Source organism: Mucilaginibacter flavus (assembly GCF_030409315.1).
GTDB classification, from domain to species: Bacteria; Bacteroidota; Bacteroidia; order Sphingobacteriales; family Sphingobacteriaceae; genus Mucilaginibacter; species Mucilaginibacter flavus.
The window spans coordinates 64,280-89,837 of the sequence record NZ_JAUFPS010000036.1 but is presented as its reverse complement, the minus strand read 5'-3'; the positions used below and the strand labels follow the sequence as shown (position 1 = coordinate 89,837).

Sequence of the window (25,558 nt, the reverse complement as noted above, 5' to 3'; positions counted from 1 at the left end):
CTACTTTTTCTTCATCACCAGCGTCATCATCTTGTGCGCTGCTTTCAAAACGGTAATTAATCCTTCGGCTTTCATAGGTTTGGCTATGTAATCGTCCATACCCTCGGTAATACATAGGTCTCGGTCGTCCGGTCCCGCATTGGCCGTCATGGCTATGATAAACGGTTGCACTTTACGGTCGCTGTCGCGGATAGATCGGGTTGTTTCAAAGCCGTCCATTTCTGGCATCTGCACGTCCATTAATATTACATTAAAATCTTGTTCTTTCATTTTTTGCAATACCTCAAACCCGGTCTCGGCCATGGCAAAATCGTAGCCAAGTTTGCTTAGCATCCTACTAATTAGTTTTTGATTTACCAGGTTATCTTCGGCGACAAGAATGTTTAACGGATGGTCTTTTGCAAAACTGTTTTCCAGCAGTTTTGTAGGTTTACTTTCTTCAATAACAGGCGTACTTTGCTGCCCTTTTAATTCGGTCTGTATGCTTTTGCCCAATTGATTTTGTTTAACCGGCTTGGTTAAAATCGCCGAAAATAAGCCCGGGTATTTGGTTTTGGAACTATCACCAATAGAACTTAACATGATAATCGGCAACGACGCATGATTAGCCTTGATGGCCGTGGCAAAACTAATACCGTCCATATCCGGCATTTCCATATCGGTGACCACGAGGTTGTAATGGTCATCGCCAGACAAAAGTTGGAGCCCTTCATTCGCCGAGGATGCTGTTGAAGTGATTAATCCCCATTGCTCTAACTGTGTTTTAAGTATAAAACGATTGGTTTGATTGTCATCTACAATTAGCACTTTTTTACCTTCTAAATCGGCGGGATTAAATACTACCGGCACGTATTTAGATTGTTTTTGACTAATACCAACTTTAACGGTAAACACAAATACCGAACCTTCATTATATACGCTCTCTACCCAAATATCGCCCCCCATCAGGTTTACCAGGCGCTGGCTAATCACTAAACCCAGTCCGGTACCTCCATATTTACGGGTGGTTGATGAATCGGCCTGCCAAAAAGCGCTAAAAAGGTTGGATAGCTTTTCTTCGGGAATGCCTATGCCGGTATCCATCACGCTAAAGCCTATCTCAATTTCGGTATCACTAAGTGCTTTTGACAAGAATACTTTTATAAACACCTCGCCTTTCTGCGTGAATTTAAGAGCATTACCCGTTAAATTGGTGATTACCTGTTTAAGACGTAAACTATCGCCAATAACCTGGTGGGGCAGGGCAGGATCAATCTGGTAAACCAACTCCAATCCTTTTTCTGATGCCCTGGGCGAAAACAGATCAAGTACTTCTTCAATACAATGGCGCAGATCAAAATCCTCGTCCTCTAAATCCATCTTGCCCGATTCGATCTTGGAGAAATCGAGTATATCATTGATTACGTTTACCAAACTATCGCCGCAGGTGATAATGGTATCGGTGTACTCGCGCTGCTCCTTATCCAGTTCAGTTTCACCTAAAAGGGATGCCATGCCTATTACGCCATTCATGGGCGTGCGTATTTCGTGACTCATGGTTGCCAGGAAAATACTTTTAGCCTGATTGGCCTTATCTGCTTCTTCGCGCGCCTCTTTTTCATGCGTCATGTGCACTTCCAGTTCTTCCGACTGAGCTAATAACTCCTCATTAAGTGCTTGCAATTCTTCTGATTGCGCCTGCAATTCGGAGTTTAATTCCTGCAGATTCTCAGATTGCTTTTTTAGTTCCTGCGATTGAGATAAAACCTCGGCGGTACGTTCAGATACCTGTTCTTCCAGCAGGCGTTTTTGTTTTTCAATATTGTTAACCTTTAGCCGGTATAAGCTATAAACAATGGCGAAAATTATGAGCGTGGTTAAGGTAAGAAACCACCACGTAAGCCAAAATGGCGGTAAAATCACCAGGTTTAAACTCAATTGATGTATTGACCATTTGCCATCGCTGTTACGGCTTTTTACCTTAAATGTGTAGTTGCCAGCCGGCAGGTTAGTGTACGTTGCCGAGTTTTTATTGCCTACATAATTCCAGCTTTTATCAAAACCTACTAACTGGTAGGCATATTCTTTTTTGTTGGCCAGTGCAAAATCAAGTGATACAAAGGTTAATGAAATTACCGATTGCTCATGCGTGAGGGTGATCGATTTTGTTTCGGAAATATCTTCCTTTAAAGGCGAGGGATCATTTTCATTTAAGGCTACGGGAACGGTTTTGTTAAAAATCTGAAAATCGGTAAGGATAAGCGGTGGATCATAAGCCGTTTGTGCTACCTTTTCGGGGTTGAACATGTTAAAGCCGTTTACGCCACCAAAATATAGGGTGCCGTTTTGGTCGATAGCGGCTGAGTGGGGTTTAAACTCGTCAGATTGTAAACCATCTTCAACAGTAAAGTTTCTGAAGGTTTTAGTCTGCGGATTAAACCTCGAAATGCCATTGTTGGTGCTCACCCACAAATTGCCCTTACTGTCCTCACGTACCGCGTAGGTATAATCATTTGGCAATCCGTCTTTTGCTTTATAGGTATTAAATTTTTCGGTTTTGGGATTAAAATGGGTTAAACCATCGTAAGTGCAAATCCATATCTGGCCTGTATGGTCTTCAAAAAGATCAAGGGCGGCATTATTGCCCATGCTATTTTTTGAAGCATCGTATTTATATATTTTAAAATCGTTTGTTTCCGGCCGGTATAAATCAATGCTACCATCATTGGTTCCTACCCACAGGTTTCCTTTTGAGTCACTTAAAAGCGAGTTAATATTATCGCTGCCAACGCTATTGGGGTTATTGGCGTTGTGCCTGTAGCGGGTAAAGTTGTTTGTTTTAGGGTTAAACAAATTTAGGCCCTGGCCAAGCGTACCAATCCAAACCTTTTTATCGGGCGTAATAGTTATAGCGTAAACATTATTACCGCTTAAACTGGTCGAATCATTCGGTTTATTACGGTACGATTTAAAATGATGGCTTTGCAGGTCCATTACGCTTACGCCATCGCCCCAGGTGCCTATCCACAAATTATTCTGGCCATCGTCTTTGAGCGCCAAAACATAGTTTCCCGTAATAGATGCTTTATCTGCCTCAGTGTGTTTATAGGCTTTAAAACTGCCGGTTTTAGGGTTAAACTGGTTTAAGCCGCCGCCATCGGTACCAATCCAAACGTTGTCTTTTTTATCAGCCAGTATGCTTAGTACAAAGTTGTTAGACAAACTGTTTGATAACGAACTGTGGTTGTAATGGGTAAAGCTATCTTTAACCTTTTTATACAGGTTAATGCCCGATGCAAAGCCGCTTAGCCACATATTACCCATACCATCGCGCAAAATAACATCTACAGAATTACTGGAAATACTACTGTTGTCAACTTCATCCTGTAAGTGATTACTGAAATTGTTTGTAGCGTAGTCAAATATGCTTAAACCTCCGTTTTCGGTTCCTATCCAAAGTTTATGGTTGCTGTCTTCGGCAATACACTGCACACTGTTGTAGGTTAATGAATTGCTGTTTTTGGGATCGTTTTTAAAATGTTTAAAGGTTGATGTGCCGGCGTTATACAAATTTAAACCATCGCTTGTGCCAACCCATAGCCGGTTGCTGCTATCCTCAAAAACGCAGCTTATTTTATCCGCCGATATGGTACCACTATCTTTTTCATCATGTTTAAACGATGCAAAACTTTTGTTTTTTGGGTTGAATAAGTTTAACCCGCCATAAGCGGTACCTATCCACACATTGCCTTTGCTATCAACATAGGTAACCCGCGCGTTATCGTCGCTCAGGCTGTTTGGTTGTTCTTTATTGTTTTTATAATGGATAAATTTATGCTGACTGATAACAAACTCGTCCACGCCATCTTTCAAAGTTGCTATCCATAAATTGCCGTTTTTATCTAAGGCCACATTTACGGTAAAGTTGCTGGCAAGTGAGTTAGCTATTTTATCGCTGTGTAAAAAATGGGTAAAACGACTGGTATTCCTGTCAAATTTGTTAATGCCGCCGCTTGTGGCTATCCATAAGTTGCCGCTTTTATCTTCAACAAGGTGATTTATGTAGTTGTTACTGATGCTGGTTGGATCGTTAACGTCATTCCTGAAAATCCTGAATTTATCGCCATCGTAACGGTTCAATCCATCTCGGGTGCCCACCCAGATAAAGCCGCGGCTACCCTGGATCATGGAATTGATATTTAGCTCGGACAGGTTTTCCTTACTGCCGATGTGCTGAAAATGAAGAGGCTGTTCCTGGGCAAAAGCGCGTATCGAAATAGCTTGTAAAAATAATATCAGGTATAACTTTAAGCCCCTCATGGATGGTTGACGGATTATTAGGATTAGTTTGCGGTACTCTGGCTATAAAAAATGCAACATGAACGGAATATACTATTTATCTGGCTCAGATTGGTATACTTACTTAAACGAGAGATGCTTAAAATTAGTTAGGGTTACGGCAAAGTTAAATTAACGGTTGATGGGACTCTGTCCCTGGTTTTGAAGTTTTTATTTTGGTAGTCGTCAATACCCAGGGAAATCCCATTTAACATTTTCATACAAGAAGATATCTTGCAATGAGTATACAACAGGTAGCCGCGATGCGGCATCTCGTCTGGTTCATTTATCTCTACAAACCGGTAGCCGCTATGCGGCATCGAATATTTGATAAAACGAAAAGTTGCCGCATAGCGGTTACCTATTTGTAGAACAAATGTTTTATTTTTTTTGCTCCGTAGGAGCTACCTTTTACCTCGCAAATCTTCAAAAGCGATTGCTGAATCAAGACTCCAGGGAAATCGCTTTTAGAATTTTATAGCTCATTTTGTTTTGGCTAAAGCCACCTTGCTTATTTCTTTTTACCCGCCCCATAAATGGGACGGCAATGAGTTTTCAAAATAGCTTTCAAATCTTATTTTTAAAATTCATTGCCGTTTTGGCTTCAGCCAACGGTTAAATAAAGTAAACATAAAGGTGGCTTTAGCCCCAAATTGCATAGATGGGTTTTAAAAGCGATTTCCCTGATCAAGACGTCGCCATTTAGGTGAGGCAACCTGTTTTTTTCTACCTTTGCATATGTCGCAACAGGTAAATAACCCACTTCACGGTAAAACTTTAGAAACTATATTAAATGAGCTTGTGGAGCGTTTTGGCTGGGCCGAGTTAGGTTATCAGATAAGGATCAATTGTTTTTTAGATAATCCAAGCATCCAATCGAGCCTGAAGTTTTTGCGCAAAACACCCTGGGCCCGCAAAAAGGTTGAGGACATGTATGTGCATTATTTTACCAAAAAGAATTAGTGCTTGCGCTTGTTATTCATTTTTGCCTTTTGGCCCGAGCTGTAATTATAGGTTTTTGAGTTTGACGCTTTTTTTTCATGGAAAGCCGCGCCGACTACAGGTGCATCGGGATCAACTTTGGGGGCTTCCTTTTTAGCTTTTACATCTTTATCAATTACCAGCTCTTCAGGCAACTCGGCAATGGCTATTTTTTTGCCGCTGGCCTGTTCAATTTTTTTAACCGTACTCAGTTCCAGGTCGGTAGCAAAAGTAAGGGCCATGGTTTCACTTTCTTCACCAGGTTGGTTGTTGGTTACGCGCTCAATAAAAGTTTCTTTTTCGGCAGGTAGGTCAAAGTGAATAATAAAAGGTATTCCCGCTAAATTAAGCGTTTCCTCATTTTCGCCAGCAACTAACAATACTCTCACTTTTTCATCGGCCATGAAATCTTCCACACTTTTAAAGCCTGGGCTATCAAAAAACTGTGGATTTAAATAAGCTACCGCTTTACGTAAACGGCCTTGCAGGCTTTTGTAAACTTTATCGGCAGTGGCGCGGGTATTTACAAACACTACAGTTTTGGTAAATACCTCCTCGTCATATAAAAATAAATTCAGCAGGTTTAATTTGGTGCCGAAGTTAGGAACGTTATATAACAACTGCGGGTGCAATTCTAAAGGCTGTTCGCTCAAGGCCTCAACCTCTACAACGGCGGCATCGCCCATAAAGGGATCAAGCATTTTTTCAAGCTTGCTGTGCATCACTTCGGTAAATACCAGTTTCTGACTTTTGCCAATGCTGTTTGCCAGCTCAACCACCGGTAGTTGCATGCCTTTTTGAACCATACGGTCGGCATCATCAACTACAAACATATCAACCTTGTTAAGGTTAAGTGCCAGTTTTAAATAAATGGCCCTTGCCCTGTCGGGAGTGGCTACCACAATATCGGCACCATCGGCAAGCGCGTCCATCTGGGCTTCAATGCCCGGTGCAACGTACAAGCCAACTATTTTAATGGATTTGTTTTTGTTAAGCCGATCAAAATGTTCTATAACACCCAATACATCGTCTTTTTCAGGTACCAGGATCAATACTCGTGGAACGCCTTCGGGCGCGTAATTAAACCGGTTTAATACCGCCAAAACGTAAGTGGTGGTTTTGCCGCTGCCTTCGTGACCAATGGCAATCAAATCCTGCCCGCCGGCTATCCGGCTTAAAGTTTTTAGTTGTAATTCCTTAGGGTTTGTAAAGCCAAGTTCATTTACCGATCTAACCAACTGCTTATTCAGCTTTAATTTTTCAAACCACACCATCAGGACGAGTATTAATTATTTAAAGCGCGAAATTACTGAAAATATTTTTCATAAGAGTCAAGAGCCAAGAATCAAGAGCCAAGACAAAAAAACAACGTTTTCAATCGCTTTATTGCCAGTCGGCATCAATGTATTTCATAAAAGCGGAGCGGGGAGGCAAGTCAAGATAAGGGTAGGTAACTTTTGATAGATAAAGCCCCTGTGGATGCGCGGGTATGATAATTTTAGGTGTTTGTTTGCTGATCAAATAGCCCTCAAATTCATCCACGCTCATTTTGCCCTGCCCAATTTCCATTAAGCGGCCAACAATAATCCTGATCATTTTACCCAAAAAGCGATTAGCCGAAATACTGAACCGTAACCTATCGCCTGTGTTATCAATAAATAATTCGGCATCGCTTACGTTGCAAATGGTAGTATCTATTCTGCTTGGCATTTTACAAAAACAACGGTAGTCATTATAAAGTGGGAGCAGGGCTACCGCTTTTCGCATCAGGTCGATATCCAGATCCGGCTCACGGTAAAGCGCACTGTAATTGCTTAAAAACGGGTCTTTATAGGTATGGATGTAATAATCATAAGAGCGTTGCACGGCGTCAAAACGAGCGTGCGGATAGCCTTGCATCGGTATAATTTCAAACACCGCAATATCATTGGGCAACGATTTGTTGAGCCTGAAAAAAAGATCAAAATCCCATTCCTGCGCGATATCCACATGGAAAAAGTATTGACTGGCGTGTACATGGGCATCGGTACGGCCACAGCCGTTAACAGTAACGGGTACGTGCAGTATTTTAGTTAAAACAGTTTCAAAAACATCCTGTACAGTTACGGTACCGGTATGCTTTTGCCAGCCGCTGTAGTTTGTACCATGGTAACCAATGTGGAAGAAGTAACGCATCCTTTATTTTATAAAGCCCCGGCAAAGTTATAATAAATTAAAAGCCTGCTATTGGTAAACAGCAGGCCTTAAAATTCTATTTAAAAATGGAGTTATACTTTTTTAGGAGGCAAGTCAAATGCTATTGCATTGTGTTCAAAGTGACCTTTGTGCGAACCATCGCAAAATGGTTTATTTGCCGATAAACCGCAACGGCAAACAGAAACAACAGTTCTGCCTTGTAAGCCATAGTTATTGCCTTGCATATCTACAATTTCAAAGTCGCCCTCAATTTTTACCGAGCCGTTGTTATTGATAGTAAGTTTAGTTGATGCCATATATTAAAATTTTGCCCAAAGTTAACCAACCGCCCGGCCTTTAAAGTTTCTATTTGCTATTTAGAAGGGTTCCTGATTGCAGGGCGGCTGCCTCATTATCGGGATAAATGACAAACTAATGATGCGTAAAATCCATCCCTCAAAAACATAAATTTTAGCTTTGTTATTAGTGCAATACTAAGCTTGCAACAAAACCAGCTAAAGCTTTTAGCCTTAGGCCCTGAGCTTTATGCTTAAAAACAAATACCACAATGGAATACAGACAATTAGGAGCATCGGGACTACGTGTACCCGTATTAAGTTTTGGAACAGCCACCTTTGGCGGCGGTAACGAGTTTTTTAAAGCCTGGGGTAATACACAGGTTGATGAAGCCAAAAAACTGGTAAACCTGTGTTTGGATGCAGGAGTTAACTTTTTTGATACGGCCAATGTGTATTCAAGAGGAATTTCTGAAACGATATTAGGCAAAGCGCTTGAAGGCTTGCGAAACGATGTATTAATCAGCACCAAAGCTACCTTTACTATGGGCGATGGCATTAATGATTACGGTTCATCGCGTTTTCAGTTGGTTAAACAGGCCGAAGATAGTCTTCGCCGTTTGCAAACAGATCATATTGACATTTACCACATGCACGGTTTTGATGCTACCACACCGATACAGGAAACCTTGAGGGCGCTTGACGACCTGGTAACCAGCGGTAAGGTACGTTATATAGCCTGTTCAAACTTTTCTGGCTGGCACCTCATGAAATCATTATCGGTATCTGAGCGTTACGGCTGGAGCCGGTATGTTGCTCATCAAGCTTATTATTCATTGCTCAACCGCGAGTTTGAGTGGGAATTGATGCCCTTGGGGATTGAAGAAAAGGTGAGCACCATTGTTTGGAGTCCGCTGGCATCCGGGCAATTAAGCGGGAAATTCCGCAGGGGGCAGCCTATACCAAAGGATTCAAGAACGGTGCAAGGTGGCTCACATGGCCCGGCTACCAATTTTGAACACCTGTATAATATTGTTGATGCCTTGGATGAAGTTGCCGAAGAAACCGGTAAATCTGTTGCACAGGTATCATTAAACTGGTTACTGCAAAGGCCAACCGTGGCAAACATTATTATAGGAGCCCGTAACGAGGAGCAGCTGAAACAAAATCTTGATGCAGTAGGATGGAACCTGACTACAGACCAGGTTAAAAAACTGGATGCTGCCAGCGAAGTACCACCAATATATCCATACTGGCACCAAAGGCAAAATATCAAACTGGTGCCGTTGCCGATACAATATTGATCAGAATTTTCAGAATTTAAGAATTAACAGAATCCCAAAAGGGGGTAGATAATTTAATTATTCGCTTCCAATGTAGGTATTGTCTGATCAATTTTCATTCTGTAAATTCTCAAATCCTGTAAATTCTGATTCAGACAACTTCACGTAAAACTACGTATGATATTAGGGTGAAAACACGGGTGTTTAAACACTTGATTTTCATTTATCTTTACGGTGTAATCGGTTGATAGCCATATCTGACCGACACACCTAAACCCTATCAAATTTAAACAAGCCCGGTTTTACTGCTGGCTTGTTTTTTTTTGTCTTTTGGATGCTTAATAATGTCAAAGTAACAGCTTAATTACAAAGCGTGTTGAAAATAATCCATCGTTTGTTTCGGTGCTTTGTAAAACTTAGCTAATTTGCCCGCCTGTCCGCCGGGGCAATGATTATAAACCATCTAACCTTTTTTGAGTAATGATAAACCGTAGAAAGTTCATTCAAACTACGTCTGTAGCTACTACAAGCTTCTTGCTTGCCTCGCAGGTATCAAAGGGAGCATCCTTTTTCCGTGGATCGCCTAATGAAAAAGTGGTGTTGGGCTTTATGGGCACTAATAGCCGGGGCTTGTACCTGGCCCAAAACTATGCCAAAATTCCAAATGTGGAGATAGGCTACATTTGCGATGTCGACTCCAAAGTAGTTGATAAAACCATTGAAGAAATCTTTAAAATAACCGGCAAACGCCCCAAAGGCATTACCGATATCCGCAAAATGCTGGAGATAAAAGATATCGACGCCGTGGTTGTAGCCCCGCCCGATCATTGGCATGCGCCCGCTACTATTATGGCCTGCCAGGCCGGCAAACACGTTTACGTAGAAAAACCCTGCAGCCATAACCCGCATGAAGGCGAGATGGCTGTAGCCGCCGCCAAAAAATATAACCGTTTGGTGCAAATGGGGAGCCAGCGCAGGTCGTTTTCAAACGTGCAGGCCATGGTGAAGGAGTTGCATGACGGCGTTATCGGTCGTACCTATTATGCCAAAGGCTGGTACACCAATCATCGCCTGAGTATTGGGCACGGCAAACAAGTACCAGTACCAGCTAATTTAAATTACGATTTGTGGCAAGGCCCTGCACCACGCAAGCCCTACCAGGATAACCTGATCCACTACAACTGGCACTGGTTCTGGAACTGGGGAACAGGCGAAGCGCTGAACAACGGGACGCATGAATTAGATGTGATCCGTTGGGGACTAAATGTTGACTACCCAAGCAAAGTAGTTTCAACCGGTGGTCGTTTCCATTTTAATGACGACTGGCAAACGCCCGACACCCAAAACATACTATACAATTTCCCCAACAATACCGCTGCCGAGTGGGAAAGCCGCAGCAGTAACGGTTTTAATATTGAGCAGCTTAGTCGCGGCGTTGTGTTTTATGGTGATAAGGGTACCCTGTTTTATGGCAGCGGTAACGGTTACCAGGTTTACGATGGCGATAACAAACTGGTGAAGGAAATTAAAGACGATACCAAAGTGGATGGTACCAACAAAGTAAGCCCAACCGAAGCGTTGGACGGTTTTCACATGAAAAATTTTATTGATGGTGTTAGGGGTATAGCACCATTGAACTGCCCGATAGAAATTGGTTTTAAATCAACCTTATTACCACAATTGGGCAATATATCTTATCGGGTTGACCGGGTTTTACACACCGACCCAACCAACGGCCACATCCTCAATGATCCCGAAGCTCAAAAGCTTTGGAGCAGGGAGTATGAAAAGGGCTGGGAGGTGAAGGTGTAGATACCTGTTTTCATTATTAAAAACTAAGAAAAGAAAGTCATCCCGAACTTGTTTCGGGAACCCATAGGGCAGGTAACCAACAAGGAGTAAACTTAGCGCGTGAGGTGCCGAAACAAGTTCGGTATGACATAGATTATAAATAACACAAACATCATTATGAAAAAATACATTTATCCAATAATCCTGTTGCTATCAACGGCAACCATAGCCAACGCCCAGGAAAAAATATTTGATGGCAAAACCCTTAAAGGCTGGAAACGCCTTGCCGGTACTGCCGATTATAAAGTCGAGGACGGCCAGATAGTGGGCACAACCGTACTAAATTCAGGCAATACCTTTTTGGTTACCGAAAAAGAATATGGCGATTTTATATTAGAGCTTGATGCTAAAATTGAAAGCCCGTTGAGTAATTCGGGGGTGCAAACGCGCAGTCATTATAACCCTGCCGGTCATGATGGTAAGGGTTTGGTGTATGGCAGGCAGTTTGAAATAGATCCTTCGGAACGCAAATGGACAGGTGGTATTTATGACGAAGGCAGGCGGGATTGGCTGTACCCACTGGATTTAAACGCCAAAGCCAAAGAAGCGTTTAAAGTAGGGGAGTTTAACCACATCAGGATTGAGTGTATTGGACACGAGATGAAAACCTGGGTAAACGGTATCCCAACTGCCGATGTGGTAGATACTATAGATGCCAAAGGATTCATAGGCCTGCAGGTACACGCGGTGAGCGATGAAAAACAGGCTGGTAAAAAGGTTTACTTTAAAAACTTTAATCTGCAAACTACCAATTTAAAACCAAAAGCATTTCCTAAGGATGTATACGTGGTTAACCTGCAACCTAACAGGATTACAGCAGCCGAAAAAGCGGCAGGCTGGAAGTTACTGTACGATGGTAAAACCAATGCCAGCTGGCGTGGCGCTACTTTAAAAGGCTTTCCCGATCATGGCTGGGAATATAACAACGGTGTGATGCATGTGTTGCCATCGGCAGGTAAAGAAGAATCGGGAGGTGGGGACATTGTGACCGATGATATGTACAGCGCCTTTGATCTATCGTTTGAGTTTAAATTAACACCGGGTGCCAATAGCGGTGTTAAATATTTTGTTACCCTTAGCGAAGTAACTAAAGGCTCAGCCATCGGCTTGGAATACCAGGTTTTGGACGATAAACTGCATCCCGATGCTAAATTAGGTCGCGATGGTGATCGTACGCTGGCCTCATTATATGATTTAATCAAGGCCAACAAGCAGGAACGTTTTGTACACCCCATAGGCGCATGGAACATCGGCCGCATCATTGTGTATCCTAACAATCACGTTGAGCATTATTTGAACGGCGTTAAAGTACTGGAATATGAGCGCGGCTCACAAGCTTTTAAAGACCTGGTAGCCATTAGCAAATACACCATCTGGAAAAACTTTGGCGAAGCACCACAAGGACACCTGTTATTGCAGGATCATGGCAACGAGGTGTTTTTCAGGAGCATAAAGGTGAAGGAACTGAAGTAAAAGTTCTACTAAAAAAGCGTCATTGCGAGGTACGAAGCAATCTCTACGCAAGCAAATCGGAGTTGCAAAGCTCGCCCTGTATTGTTTGGAGATTGCTTCGTACCTCGCAATGACGTTTTTTGTAATGCTTTGAGGAAAGGTATTAAACAGTTCCTTAGAGGGGGCTGTCTTATATCGAACTCCTCAACATCACATTAAAAGGCACCGCGAAATGCTCATGGCAATTGCTCAATGCAAATTCCGCGGTTTTGCTCCCCATCAGTTTAAAATCCGTTGATATGGTGGTAATGCCATCCAATATGATCTCTTTAAGGGCGGTTTCATTATAGGAAATTACACCCACATCCTTGGCTACCTTAAAATCAGAAGCAATGATCTTTTTAACCAATTCCACTAAATCATCTTCGGTAAGGCTGATGTATACAGTATCTTTTTGAATGGTTTCTGTAGATAATGAATCTACCACTTCGTAATCAAAAGCATATTGTCTGCAAAAGTTCAGGAAACCCTTCATGATTTCTTTAGAGTGATAGGTTTTACCGGGGAACACCAGTTTAAGGGTATGATACTTGGTCAGTTTATCTAATAGCTTTTTTAATGCCTCGTAAACATCCGTTGCGAAGTTTTCATAAATAGCAGCGAATTTACCAATCAAACCCGGCACCAGGTTATCCAGCAGGATAAGTTTATCCTTGGGGATGGTATTGATGATTTCATGAGCCTTGGTTTCATTATCCAAAAAGTGCGGGATGATGATGTACTTGGCGTAATCGCTTTGAAAACTCTCGGCTATGATCTTCTTAAAGAAATAAAAATCGTTGTTGTAAATATAAAAATCGATGGTGGCCAGTTCGCCAATAGTGGCCACAAAGGCATCGTAAATGATTTTTTTATGCGCGCTTAATTTATTGAACAGCAGGAAAATCTTTAACGGCTTCTGAAAATCTGTGTTGGAAATAAAAAAACCTTTACCCGGGACTGAACTTACTATTCCTTTGTCCTTCAATTCTTTATAAACGCGTTCTATAGTATTGCGTGAAGTGTCAAGCGCGAAACTTAAGTCGTTGATAGACGGCAACATATCATCTTTAACAATATCGCCGCTTTCAATTGCACGGATAATGGCATTTGATAGCTGCAGGTATTTGGGAGTAATGGAATACTCGTCGATAGATAATATTTTAAGATAATTCTTCACGCTTCACAGTTGGCTATTCACAAATGTAATATTCCGCAATTGTATTTTTTATTTAAAAAGATAGTTAAGGATGGTTTGGCAGTGCTATATTTTTATATTGCATGAACCAATTATTTCTTTGGTCGACTTAATCTGTAAGTCGGCAAAAGCACCCCTAACTTAAATTAAAACGCAAATGGAATTAACCAAACCAGGCACTAAATTTATTTTGCTTTTTTGCTTCGCGATAGTATTTGGCGCGGCAAAAGTAAAAGCCCAGGACCCTTATGCCGCCTACCGGCAAGGTTGGCTGAAAAAGGCCGAAGACCTGAAACCCAAGCTTACCGAAACTGTAAAGCAACCCATCAGTGTTGTAACTGTAGAAAAAGATGCCGCCGCTTTCCAGGGATGGAAAGCTGTAAACGCGGGTGGTATCGATCAGCTTTATAACTCCGCTTTCAGCAAAAAGAACAGTGGTATTATTGCCGATTTTGGTGAACACATGACAGGCTATTTCAACTTTACCATTAAAGGCAGAAGAGGGGATATGGATGCCCCTTTACGGCTGAAGTTTACATTTGGCGAAGTGCCATCAGAAATAGCCACGCCGTTTGATCCATACCCTGGCACTTTAAGCAGGGCCTGGTTACAGGATGAAATTGTTACCGTCACGGTAGCGCCATCTACCATAACTATCCCCCGTCGCCTCGCTTGTCGTTACGTGAAAATAGAGCTGCTTGGTTCTTCGCCATATTTTGAATTTGGTATTTCCAATATCGAGTTTAAAGCCACTACATCAGTTACCACCACGCCGGCCGCTTTATCGGCCGGAACTTCGCAAATGATTAAGGATATTGACAGGGTAGGACTTACTACTTTAAAAGAGTGCATGCAAACCGTTTATGAAGACGGCCCAAAACGCGACCGCAGGTTGTGGATAGGTGATCTTTACCTCGAATCGCTTGCAAACCTTTATTCATTTAAAAATGATGACCTTACCAAACGTTGTTTTTATTTGTTAGCAGGTTTATCTGCCGAGGATGGCGTACTTATTTCTAACGTGTTTGAAGCGCCCGAGCCTCATGCCCAAAAAGGAAATCGTTTGTTAGATTATTGTTTCCTGTACAATGTGGCGCTTAAGGAATATGTGGCAGCCACCGGTGATAAACAAGTAGGTAATGACCTTTGGCCCGTGGCCAAAAAACAGCTGGATATGATCAGGAAATACGCCGGTGATGATGGCATGATGGATTATGTGAAAGCAGGCAAAGAATGGTGGGTGTTTTTTGACTGGAAGAACGATTTGGATAAACAGGCTGTTTTGCAGGGCTTAAGTGTATACGCGCTAAACCAAACCTACGCTTTAGCCAAACTGTTGGGTAAGGAAAGTGAAGTGGCGGATATCCCGGCGCTGGCTAAAAAACTGAAAGATGCAGCGCATAAAAATTTGTATGATAAAAAGTCGGGCTTTTTTGTGAGTGGGGTAGATAAGCAGGTATCATACGGTGCGCAAGCCTGGATGACGTTAAGCGGCGTGGCATCAAAAGCAGAGGCGCAAAGAGCTTTAAAAGGCTTAACCGGTTTAGCTACTGCCGTACATCCCGGAGCTCCTTATATGTTCCATTATTACGAGGCGGCATTGATAGAGAGCGGATTAAAAACCGAAGCAAAAGAAGCATTAACTACTTACTGGGGCGGGATGATCAAAAAAGGAGCAGATACTTTTTGGGAGGTTTATGATCCTAACGACGAATTTAAATCGCCTTATAACTTTTACCCGGTAAATAGCTACTGCCACGCCTGGAGCTGTACCCCGGTTTATTTTATCAGGAAATACCCGGAGATTTTTCAGCAGTAATGTTTGATTCGTCTGAACCGGGATTAATGGGATTAACGGATTAACAGGATTTTGACTTATGTCTCGTCCTGGAAAAAGTTTACACTTATGTTAAAAAATCCTTTTAATCCGGAAAATCTGCTTAATTCCGGTTCAGACATTCTAACGGTCTTTCCACCTAAAGCTATAGTATAAATATCCCAGTGCAGGCAAAATAAACAAACTACCTACCAATAAACCGATACCTAAATCGTTGATAGTATTGCTGGTAGCGTGATCAGCCAAAAGCGACATCGATCCTCCGCCTTTGAAGATCACAAACCTTGGGAAACGGGTGGCACCAACCGAAATTAGGATCATGCTCACCTGGAAAGCAGCAAGAAGCCTGATCCATTGGCGGTTCCGCTTTTCGGATATAATGAACCATAGCAGTATCAATGATAGTGTAGCCGCTATCACAGCCACCAGGCTTATGGCATTCCCGAAAATCCAATGTGATAAGCCCACATGTTCAATTTCTGACGCGATAAAAACTAATCCTCCGCATATTACAGCAGCTATATTAGATACTTTTGCCTTTTTAATATAACGCTTAATATCGTTTACATCATCGGTTTCGCCTACAATATAAATAGCCGCTAAAAATCCGCATAAGGCTACGGTGAAAAGGCCTACCGCTACAGAAAACCAGTTGAACCAGCTAAAAACATAAGCGTGGGCAAAATCTTTGGCAGTAGGATCAATCTGGCCCGATAACGCGCTGCCTGCTATAATGCCCAGAAACATCGGCGTAACAAAGCTGGAGTATATAAACAGGTGATTATAAAGATTTTGTGTTCTTTCGCCTTTGATAGCATCGTAATTACGAAACGTAAAGGCTGTGCCACGGGCGATGATGCCTAACAGCAAGATTAACAGTGGGATATGCAGGTAAGTACACATTTCGCTGTATATATCCGGGAAACCAACAAACAAGATCACCACGGTTATAATAAGCCACATGTGGTTAGCCTCCCATATGGGGCCGATGGCCTGGTACATGGTTTTACGGGTGCGGTGCTTATTATCGGTTGATGTGAAAAGCTCGATGATTCCCGCACCAAAATCGGCACCACCCAATAAAAAGTAAAGGGTGATGGAGGCAAATAGAAATAGGATAACAATGTATAACATAATATCTGCGGGTTAACGGTCGTATAATTCTGGTACCATTTGAATTTGTCTTTTCAGCAGGAAAATAACAAACACGCTTAGGGTGAAGTAAATAAACGTAAACAGGTAAAAGGTATATTGAATACCTGGCATTTTAGTTACGGCATCGCTGGTACGCATAATTCCCTGTATAATCCAGGGTTGCCGGCCTACTTCGGTTACTGTCCAACCGGCCTCTAAAGCTATAAAACCGGTAGGGGTAGCTATGATAAATAGCTTTAAGAACCATGCTTTGGTAAGCCATTCTTTCTTTTTCCAAAGGGCGATAAAATAAAGGATGCCGATGAACATCATCATTGTTCCAATCCCTACCATAATTTGGAAAGCATAATGTGTTACGGCAACAGGTGGCTGATCTTTAACCGGAATCTTATCTAATCCATTTACTGTAGTTTTAAAATTGTCATGCACCAAAAAGCTTAGCAGACCGGGAATTTCCAAACCATAATTTACTTTTTTAGCGGCGGTATCAGGTATGCCGCCAATCACCAGCGGGGCGTATTCCTGGGTGTGGAAATAAGCTTCCATAGCCGCAAGTTTTGCCGGCTGCCGTTTAGCAGCACCTTTAGCCGAGATATCGCCGCTCAACGGCTGTAAAATGGCCGCTGCCGCGCCAAATAAAATGGCTATCTTGAATGATTTAGTATGAAAGGCTACATTTTGTTTCCTGTAGATCATCAGCGCGTGAATCCCCGCCACCGCGAAACCCGTGGCCGAAAACGCGGCTATGGTCATGTGCAGCGCTTCGGAAAACCAGGCTTCATTAAGCATGGCTTTAAGTGGATTGATGTTTAAGTATTTACCGTTCACATAATCAAACCCCGAGGGGCTGTTCATCCACGAATTGGCTGATACCACCAAAATGCCCGAAGCTATACCGCTTAGCCCCACCACAACGCCGGTAAACCAATGGAACCAGGTGTTCAGCTTATTCCACCCGTAAAGGAAAAATCCCAGCGCAATCGCCTCAATAAAAAACGCTGTACCTTCTAACGAAAATGGCATCCCAAAAATAGGCCCCGCGTGTTTCATAAAACCGGGCCATAATAAACCCAATTCAAAAGAAAGCATAGTGCCGGATACCGCGCCAGTAGCAAAAAATATAGCTACACCTTTACTCCATGCTATAGTAACGTTTTTGTAAACCTGGTTTTTGGTTTTTATCCATTTATAGTGCGATATAGCCATAAAAACAGGCATTACCATACCAATGCAGGAGTAGATGATGTGAAACCCTAAGGATAAGGCCATTTGCGACCTTGCTGCAATAAAATCATCCATAGTAGTGATATAAAATTATGGTTGAAGGTAAAAGCTATATGGCACAAATGTAACAGAAATGTTAATTGATATTGAATATGAATTACGGCTTTTATACGGTAACTTGTTGTATTAGTGCCGATAATTTTGTAGCGATTGATATCAGAACAAGTAGCATTTGCCGTTAATTATAAATAGAAAAAGCGGGCCACGAACTTTTGCCATTTATACCGGCAAAAATTCGTGGCCCGCTTATTATTTTGATTGAAAAAGAATGGCAATGCGTTATTTATGACTTTCCATTTTTCGCCGTCGATCCCCTGATGATCAATTCCGGTTTTATGCTGATGATTTTTGGCTTGGTTACCGTATCGGTATTGCCTTTTTCCTGGAAATATAAGTTAGCCACAGTTTGCCCCATATAGATGCTAAACTGATCTATAGTGGTAATTGACGGGCTTGTTATCTCCGAAAACCCTTCATTTGCGTAACCGCAAATTCCCAACTCAGCGGGTACCTTAATTTTCATCGCGTTAGCAACCTCTAAGACACCAAGTGCCGAAAAATCTGATGTGGAAGCAAATATGGCATCGGGAGGCTGCGGGAGGGTGAGCAGTTTGCGCGTACCTTCGGCACCCAACTCTTTTGTCCAGGCATTTTCTACAATCAGTTCGTCAATAACATCAATATTGTAAGCCTTTAAGGCTCTTAAATAGCCAACTTTACGCTGTTTAAAAATGCTGAGGTTTTGCGGGCCTTCCAATAGTCCTATGCGTTTGTAGCCGCTTTCTATAAGGTGCGATACCGCTTCGTACGATGCCTGTTCGTTATCGTTAATTACCTTAAGAGTTTCAAGCTCTTCGGCCACGCGGTCAAACTGGATGAGCTGGATGCCATGATCAATCACATTTTGCAGGTGCTGATAGTCATTACCATCGGCAGATACAGATATTACAATACAATCCACATCCTGGTTTATCAGCGTGTTTACGCATTGAATCTCTTTATCATGCAATTCGCCCGATTGGCAGATGATCAAATTATAGCCCTTTTGATAAGTGGCTTCTTCGATGCCGGCAATTACGTTGGCAAAAAAATTCTGGTTTATACGTGGTACAACCACGCCAATGGTTTTTGAATGCCCTTTGCGCAAGTTTGAGGCCAGGATGTTTCGCTTATAGTTAAGCTCATCCGCGGTTTTCATAATCAGTTCCCTGGTTTTTTCGTTAACCTGGTTGCTGTTATTCAGCGCCCTTGATACCGAAGAAGCAGTTATGCCCAGCTTGGCGGCAATGTCATAAATGGTGGTACGTTTTCCCTTTTTCATTATAAAGTGCAAGTTGGAAAAAAAAAATTACGCAATCGATTGCAATTTCAAATATTTCTTTAATTTCGTGCAGTTAATCACCAAAAAGTAAACCTGTTTTAGTATTCATGTTCATAACACCTCAAAACCCATGCTGTTATTAGGGATAGATATAGGCACGTCATCGGTTAAAGTAAGCGTTGTAGATGCAGCATCGCAACAAATAGTAGCGTCGGCCCAATATCCCGACGAAGAATCGCCTATAAAGGCTGTGCACCCCGGCTGGGCCGAGCAATCGCCACTGATGTGGTGGGAGCAAACTTTAAAGGCTTTAGAAAGATGTCATGCCAAAAAAGCCTATGATGCACAGAATATTGCTGCCATAGGTATAGCCTACCAGATGCACGGTTTGGTTTTGGTTGATAAAGATCAAAACGTGTTGCGTGACAGCATTATATGGTGCGATAGCCGCGCCGTTGAAATTGGCGAAAAAGCTTTTGCCACCATTGGCGAGGAGAATTGTTTATCGCACCTGCTCAATTCGCCGGGCAATTTTACCGCATCTAAACTGGCATGGGTAAAAGAAAACGAACCAGAAGTGTATGCCAAAATAGATAAGATCATGCTCCCAGGCGATTATATTGCCATGAAGCTAACCGGAGATATCACCACTTCGGTATCGGCATTATCAGAAGGCGTTTTTTTTGATTTTAAAGCCAATGGTATCTCCAAAGAAGTAATAAACTATTTCGGTTTTGATCACAGCCTGTTCCCTGTAATTAACCCGGTATTTTCGGCACATGGACAATTGCTTGCGTCTGTTGCGCAAACGCTTGGCTTAAAAGCGGGTATTCCGGTAACTTATAAAGCGGGCGATCAGCCTAATAATGCTCTTTCCTTAAATGTTTTGAACCCAGGCGAGGTTGCTGCTACTGCTGGCACATCGGGCGTTATTTATGGCGTGAGCGATCAATTGGCATATGACCAGCAATCGCGCATTAACACATTTGCCCACGTGAATTATGCCGAAGAACAAAAACGCCTTGGTGTGCTATTGTGCATTAACGGCACAGGCAGCATGTACCGCTGGGCTAAACATAATTTTGGCATAGGCTTAAGCTACAACCAACTTAACGAAGAAGCTAAAAAAGCTCCTTTGGGCAGTGATGGTTTGCGGGTATTGCCCTTTGGCAATGGTGCCGAGCGCATGCTGAACAATAAACAAGTAGGTGCTCATTTCCAAAATATCGATCTTAACTTGCATACCCAGGCCCATATTTTCAGGGCGGTACAAGAGGGGATCGCCTGTTCTTTCAGGTATGGTTTTGATATTATGCGCGGTAACGGTATGAACCCAACGGTGATCCGTGCCGGCAAAAGCAACTTGTTTTTAAGCCCGCTATTTGCCGAAACTTTCGTGAACGCCACCGGCGTGCCGGTTGAACTATACAACAATGATGGGAGCGTAGGCGCGGCCCTGGGTGCAGGCATAGGTGCCGGTGTTTTTAAATCGCCGGCAGAGGCATTCAGCAATGCCAAACCTATCCAACTGATAGAGCCGAATTTTTCTGTTGATTTTGAGCCCGTTTACCAGGAATGGAATGCCTTGCTTACCAAGCAGTTGAGTTAAGTCAAAATTCAAAATTAAAAAGTCAAAAAATAGCAGAATGAAAAACTCTGTATTCAAAAAACAAAACAATCAATAATTCAATAAATCAGTAATTCGATAATTAAAATAACTCAGTAATTCAATAATTAAGAAATATGAAAATCACCACCGGAGAAAAAGAATTTTTTAAAGAGATAGGTCAGATCAGCTACGAAGGCCCTCAATCAGATAACCCACTGGCTTTTCGCTGGTACAATGCCGATAGGGTAGTAGCCGGCAAAACCATGCAGGAACACTTACGTTTTGCATGTGCGTACTGGCACTCGTTCTGCGGTAATGGTGCCGATCCGTTTGGCGGCCCTACACACACTTTTGCCTGGGATGCAAAAACTGACGCGGTTGAACGTGCAAAGGACAAAATGGATGCTGCTTTTGAGTTTATCACCAAAATGAATTTGCCATACTACTGTTTCCATGATGTGGATGTGGTTGATTATGGCAATGATGTTGTTGAAAACGAGCGCCGTTTACAGGCTTTGGTTGAATATGCCAAATTAAAACAGGCCGCAAGTGGTGTAAAATTACTTTGGGGCACATCAAACCTGTTTAGCCATCGCAGGTATATGAACGGCGCATCAACTAATCCGGATTTTCATGTACTGGCCCATGCCGGCGCGCAGGTTAAAGCTGCAATGGATGCTACTATAGCTTTAGGCGGCGAAAACTACGTTTTCTGGGGCGGTCGTGAAGGCTACATGAGCTTATTGAATACCGATATGAAACGCGAGCAGGAACACTTTGCCCAGTTTTTACATACCGCTAAAGATTACGCCCGCTCACAAGGCTTTAAAGGTAATTTCTTCATTGAACCAAAGCCTTGCGAACCTACCAAACACCAGTATGATTATGATGCTGCAACTTGCCTTGGCTTTTTACAGCGTTATGATTTGATGGACGATTTTAAACTGAACCTTGAAGTTAACCACGCAACCTTAGCCGGCCATACCTTCCAGCATGAGTTGCAGGTAGCTGCCGATTCGGGTTTATTAGGCTCTATCGATGCTAACCGTGGCGATACCCAAAACGGATGGGATACAGATCAGTTTCCTAATGATATCAACGAAATTACAGAATCAATGATGATCATTTTAGAAGCCGGTGGCTTACAAGGTGGTGGTATTAACTTCGATGCCAAAATCCGTCGTAACTCAACAGATCCGGCCGACTTGTTCTACGCGCACATCGGTGGTATGGATATTTTTGCCCGTGCATTAGTTATTGCCGATAACATTTTGCAAAAATCAGAATACAAACAGATCCGCAAAGATCGTTATGCTTCGTTTGACAGTGGTGCCGGTAAAGATTTTGAAACAGGTAAGCTTTCATTAGAAGATTTGCGTAACTATGCAATAACCAATGGTGAGCCAAAAACAATAAGTGGCCGACAAGAATATTTAGAAAATTTGATAAATCGCTATATATAGTTTATAATTGTCAATCTAACATATTAAAACCAACTTAACCAAAACAATGAACCTGAAAACCCTCTCGACCGGCGATTACGTCGTGTTTTTTATTTACTTTGTTATAGTATCCAGTTATGGATACTGGGTATACAAGCGTAAGCATAACGCCGACGCGACCTCAAAAGACTATTTTTTGGCCGAAGGGTCGCTTACCTGGTGGGCAATCGGAGCTTCATTAATCGCGTCTAATATTTCTGCCGAGCAGTTTATTGGTACCAGTGGTTCTGCTTTTAAAATGGGATTGGCAATATCAACTTATGAGTGGATGGCCGCCATCACCCTGATCATAGTCGCTGCATTTTTTATCCCGGTATATCTTAAAAATAAGATTTTCACCATGCCGCAGTTTCTGCATCAGCGTTATAATAGCACTGTAGCTATGATCATGGCCATCTTTTGGTTGTTGCTGTACATCGTCGTTAACTTAATGTCTATCCTTTACCTTGGTGCACTGGCAATCAGTGGTATATCGGGTTTAAATATCTGGCTATGCGTTATTTTACTGGCTGTTTTCTCGGCATTTATCACTTTGGGTGGTATGAAGGTAATTGGCTATACCGATGTTATCCAGGTAGCGGTATTAATTTTAGGTGGCTTAATGGCTTCTTACCTTGCCTTAACATTATTGAGTGAAAAGGAGGGCACTACAGGTTTATTGAATGGCTTTAAGATACTGCATTCAGAAGCATCCGACCACTTCCATATGATATTCAAGAAGGATAATCCTAATTACATGGATCTTCCGGGTTTATCCGTATTGATTGGTGGTATGTGGATCACCAACCTTAACTACTGGGGCTGTAACCAGTACATTACACAACGTGCCCTGGGTGCAAATCTTAAAACCGCGCGCGGTGGTATCCTGTTTGCCGCGTTCCTTAAATTGTTAATGCCGGTTATTGTGGTATTACCTGGTATTGCCGCTTACCTTTTATATCAAAAAGGTATGTTCCACCAGGAAATGATGAGCGCTTCTGGCGTTACCGATCCGAATAAAGCTTATCCATCTTTATTAAACTTATTGCCTACAGGCTTAAAAGGTTTATCATTTGCGGCTTTAACAGCAGCAATTGTAGCTTCTTTAGCAGGTAAAGCAAACAGTATCGCTACCATCTTCACTTTAGATATCTACAAAAAAGCTATCGACCCTGAAGCTTCCGATAAAAAATTGGTTAACCTGGGTAAAGTGTCTGTATTGGTTGCGTTAGCATTGGGCGTTGTGTTATCATTCTTCATTGGCAACGCGCTGATGGGCGAAGGTAAACAAGGTTTTCAGTATATTCAGGAATACACAGGCTTCGTATCTCCGGGTATCTTCGCCATGTTTATCCTTGGTTTCTTCTGGAAAAAAGCGACTTCAAACGCGGCGATGTTTGCAACTGTTGGTGGTTTCATATTATCGTGCTTCTTTAAATTATTGCCGCGTATTGCCGATTTGAGTTTCCTATCGCCTTACGGCTTTTCTAAAGATAATGGCACGGGCGTTTACGAAATACCATTTCTTGACCGTATGGGTTTTGTATTTGTTATTTGCGTTGTTGGTATGTATATCATATCAAAAATTGATGCGGCAAGAGGTATTAAAACTAACGGTTTGGAGATTGAAGCTTCAATGTTCAAAACATCTAAAGGATTTTTGGCAGGTTCGCTGATCATTACCGGTATAGTAGTGGCACTTTACTCTATCTTCTGGTAGTAAACTGTAATACTAAATATTTGAAAGAGCGGCAGAGGAAACCTTGCCGCTCTTTTTGTGTGAAAAAGATTTGGTCTCACCTAAATCCTCTCCAAAGGAGAGGACTTTGATTTGCTTGGTTAAGAAAGTTTAGCTCTTTACCAAAAGACTACTTTTGACTTATATATGATGATTTTCAGAACCCTCTCCTTTGGAGAGGGCAGGGTGAGGCTATTTTCCTTTGGAGAGGATTTAGGTGAGGCTCTTTTTAGGTGAGGCCCCTACGCAAACGTTGGAGTTGATTGTTGCAAATAAGGTTTTCATCCTATAATAATGATGTGTATTTTGCCCCTTACAAAAAACACAGCCATTAAACCTATGGTGAATAATTTAGAACAAACATTCAGATGGTTCGGCCCTGCCGACCAGGTTAGTCTTACAGCTATCGCTCAATCCGGAGCTACCGGAATTGTTACAGCCCTTTACCACATCCCGGTTGGTGAAGTTTGGCCACTGGACGAAATTCTTCAACGCAAAAACATGATTGAGGCAGCCGGTTTAAGCTGGTCGGTTGTGGAGAGTGTGAATATCCATGAGAGCATCAGAACAGCATCGGCAGATAGGGAGAAATATATAGAAAACTATATAAGCACACTCAATAACCTTGCTAAGGCAGGCATCAATACGGTTTGCTACAACTTTATGCCTGTACTTGACTGGACCCGTACCGATCTTAATTATGTTTTGCCTAATAAGGGCACAGCCTTAAGATATGATGCCAAAGCCCTTGCCGCGTTTGATTTGTACATACTGGAGCGCAGCGGAGCCTTTGATGATTATAATTATGATCAGCAAAAGGTAGCTAAAGCTTACCTGGATAATATTACCGCTGATGAACGCGCCCAGTTAATCAGTAACCTGATGGCCGGGCTGCCAGGCACCGACGATACATTTACAATTGATGAATTTAAAGAACATTTAAAACGATATGCCGATATAGATGCAGCCGTTTTGAAAAATAACCTTGCCTATTTTTTGCAGGGTGTTATCCCTTCGGCAGAAAAAGCGGGCGTTAAAATGTGTATTCATCCCGATGATCCACCGTTTCCAATCCTTGGTTTGCCCAGGGTGGTATCCACAGAAAAAGACCTTACCGAACTGGTTAACTTTTATCCATCGCCCAGTAATGGCATCACTTTTTGCACGGGTTCTTTAGGAGCCAGGAGCGATAATGATTTGCCGGGAATTGTAGATAGATTGGGAGAGCATATTCACTTCCTGCATTTACGCAATGTACAACGGGAGGCCGACGGCAGTTTTTATGAAGCTGAACATCTTGGCGGAAGCACTGATATGTATGCCGTAATGAAAAAGATTGTTTTAGAGCAGCAAAAACGTGTGGCGGACGGTCGCGATGATATTGCGATACCCATGCGGCCCGATCATGGACATAAAATATTAGATGATTTTAATCATAAAACGTATCATGGTTATTCGGCTATCGGTAGGTTAAAGGGGCTTGCAGAATTAAGAGGGTTGGAAATGGGAGTTAAACGCTCTTTGGCAGATAAAGAATAATT

The 25,558-nt window shown here is 42.3% G+C and carries 17 protein-coding genes; 9 read left to right on the top strand and 8 right to left on the bottom strand.

Annotated elements, in window-relative coordinates; genetic code table 11:
• On the bottom strand, positions 1–4,299 hold the full coding sequence (locus QWZ17_RS16970; protein ID WP_290306470.1) for a hybrid sensor histidine kinase/response regulator: 4,299 nt from the start codon (positions 4,297–4,299) through the stop codon (positions 1–3).
• A gap of 756 nt (positions 4,300–5,055) precedes the next feature.
• Between QWZ17_RS16970 and QWZ17_RS16965 the strand changes: the two genes are divergently transcribed.
• Positions 5,056–5,280, top strand: coding sequence for a VF530 family protein (locus QWZ17_RS16965; RefSeq protein ID WP_290306469.1), 225 nt, complete (start codon positions 5,056–5,058; stop codon positions 5,278–5,280).
• Here the strand turns inward: QWZ17_RS16965 and QWZ17_RS16960 are convergent.
• The 3 genes from QWZ17_RS16960 to QWZ17_RS16950 form a co-directional block, all read right to left on the bottom strand.
• Positions 5,277–6,572: a DEAD/DEAH box helicase gene (locus QWZ17_RS16960; RefSeq protein WP_353959505.1), complete on the bottom strand. Its 1,296-nt coding sequence runs from the start codon at positions 6,570–6,572 to the stop codon at positions 5,277–5,279. The genes QWZ17_RS16965 and QWZ17_RS16960 overlap by 4 nt on opposite strands.
• A gap of 109 nt (positions 6,573–6,681) precedes the next feature.
• Positions 6,682–7,473, bottom strand: coding sequence for a tRNA pseudouridine synthase A (locus QWZ17_RS16955; RefSeq protein WP_290306468.1), 792 nt, complete (start codon positions 7,471–7,473; stop codon positions 6,682–6,684).
• Positions 7,474–7,565: 92 nt separating this feature from the next.
• The gene (locus QWZ17_RS16950) at positions 7,566–7,790 is read right to left on the bottom strand and encodes a CDGSH iron-sulfur domain-containing protein (protein ID WP_290306467.1); all 225 of its coding nucleotides are present in this window, start codon (positions 7,788–7,790) and stop codon (positions 7,566–7,568) included.
• Between the two features lie 251 nt (positions 7,791–8,041).
• On the opposite strand from QWZ17_RS16950, the gene QWZ17_RS16945 reads away from it, so the two are divergent.
• The 3 genes from QWZ17_RS16945 (at position 8,042) to QWZ17_RS16935 (ending at position 12,376) form a co-directional block, all read left to right on the top strand.
• Positions 8,042–9,073: an aldo/keto reductase gene (locus tag QWZ17_RS16945; protein WP_290306466.1), complete on the top strand. Its 1,032-nt coding sequence runs from the start codon at positions 8,042–8,044 to the stop codon at positions 9,071–9,073.
• A gap of 459 nt (positions 9,074–9,532) precedes the next feature.
• Positions 9,533–10,864, top strand: a complete 1,332-nt coding sequence (locus QWZ17_RS16940; RefSeq protein WP_290306465.1) for a Gfo/Idh/MocA family protein — start codon at positions 9,533–9,535, stop codon at positions 10,862–10,864.
• A gap of 156 nt (positions 10,865–11,020) precedes the next feature.
• Positions 11,021–12,376: a 3-keto-disaccharide hydrolase gene (locus QWZ17_RS16935; protein WP_290306464.1), complete on the top strand. Its 1,356-nt coding sequence runs from the start codon at positions 11,021–11,023 to the stop codon at positions 12,374–12,376.
• A 169-nt stretch (positions 12,377–12,545) separates the two neighbouring features.
• On the opposite strand, the gene QWZ17_RS16930 is transcribed toward QWZ17_RS16935, so the two are convergent.
• On the bottom strand, positions 12,546–13,574 hold the full coding sequence (locus QWZ17_RS16930; protein WP_290306463.1) for a GntR family transcriptional regulator: 1,029 nt from the start codon (positions 13,572–13,574) through the stop codon (positions 12,546–12,548).
• A 175-nt stretch (positions 13,575–13,749) separates the two neighbouring features.
• On the opposite strand from QWZ17_RS16930, the gene QWZ17_RS16925 reads away from it, so the two are divergent.
• Complete coding sequence (locus tag QWZ17_RS16925; protein ID WP_290306462.1) at positions 13,750–15,411, top strand: alpha-L-rhamnosidase-related protein; 1,662 nt, start codon at positions 13,750–13,752, stop codon at positions 15,409–15,411.
• Between the two features lie 141 nt (positions 15,412–15,552).
• On the opposite strand, the gene QWZ17_RS16920 is transcribed toward QWZ17_RS16925, so the two are convergent.
• The 3 genes from QWZ17_RS16920 to QWZ17_RS16910 all read right to left on the bottom strand — a co-directional run bounded on the left by QWZ17_RS16920 (position 15,553) and on the right by QWZ17_RS16910 (position 19,189).
• Positions 15,553–16,563 carry a cytochrome d ubiquinol oxidase subunit II gene (locus QWZ17_RS16920; RefSeq protein ID WP_290306460.1) on the bottom strand — a complete coding sequence of 337 codons (1,011 nt, stop codon included), beginning with the start codon at positions 16,561–16,563 and terminating at the stop codon, positions 15,553–15,555.
• A gap of 12 nt (positions 16,564–16,575) precedes the next feature.
• Positions 16,576–17,883 (bottom strand): cytochrome ubiquinol oxidase subunit I, encoded by a 1,308-nt coding sequence (locus QWZ17_RS16915; RefSeq protein WP_290306458.1) that lies wholly within the window; start codon positions 17,881–17,883, stop codon positions 16,576–16,578.
• Between the two features lie 268 nt (positions 17,884–18,151).
• Positions 18,152–19,189: a LacI family DNA-binding transcriptional regulator gene (locus QWZ17_RS16910; protein WP_290306457.1), complete on the bottom strand. Its 1,038-nt coding sequence runs from the start codon at positions 19,187–19,189 to the stop codon at positions 18,152–18,154.
• Between the two features lie 130 nt (positions 19,190–19,319).
• Between QWZ17_RS16910 and QWZ17_RS16905 the strand changes: the two genes are divergently transcribed.
• The 4 genes from QWZ17_RS16905 (at position 19,320) to uxuA (ending at position 25,556) form a co-directional block, all read left to right on the top strand.
• Positions 19,320–20,798 (top strand): xylulokinase, encoded by a 1,479-nt coding sequence (locus tag QWZ17_RS16905; protein WP_290306456.1) that lies wholly within the window; start codon positions 19,320–19,322, stop codon positions 20,796–20,798.
• A gap of 134 nt (positions 20,799–20,932) precedes the next feature.
• Positions 20,933–22,261 (top strand): xylose isomerase, encoded by a 1,329-nt coding sequence (gene xylA / locus QWZ17_RS16900; protein WP_290306455.1) that lies wholly within the window; start codon positions 20,933–20,935, stop codon positions 22,259–22,261.
• Between the two features lie 52 nt (positions 22,262–22,313).
• The gene (locus QWZ17_RS16895; RefSeq protein WP_290306538.1) at positions 22,314–23,999 is read left to right on the top strand and encodes a sodium/sugar symporter; all 1,686 of its coding nucleotides are present in this window, start codon (positions 22,314–22,316) and stop codon (positions 23,997–23,999) included.
• Between the two features lie 357 nt (positions 24,000–24,356).
• A complete protein-coding gene (gene uxuA, locus QWZ17_RS16890; protein WP_290306454.1) occupies positions 24,357–25,556 on the top strand; it encodes a mannonate dehydratase in 1,200 nt (399 codons plus the stop codon).
• The last annotated feature ends 2 nt before the right edge of the window (positions 25,557–25,558 follow it).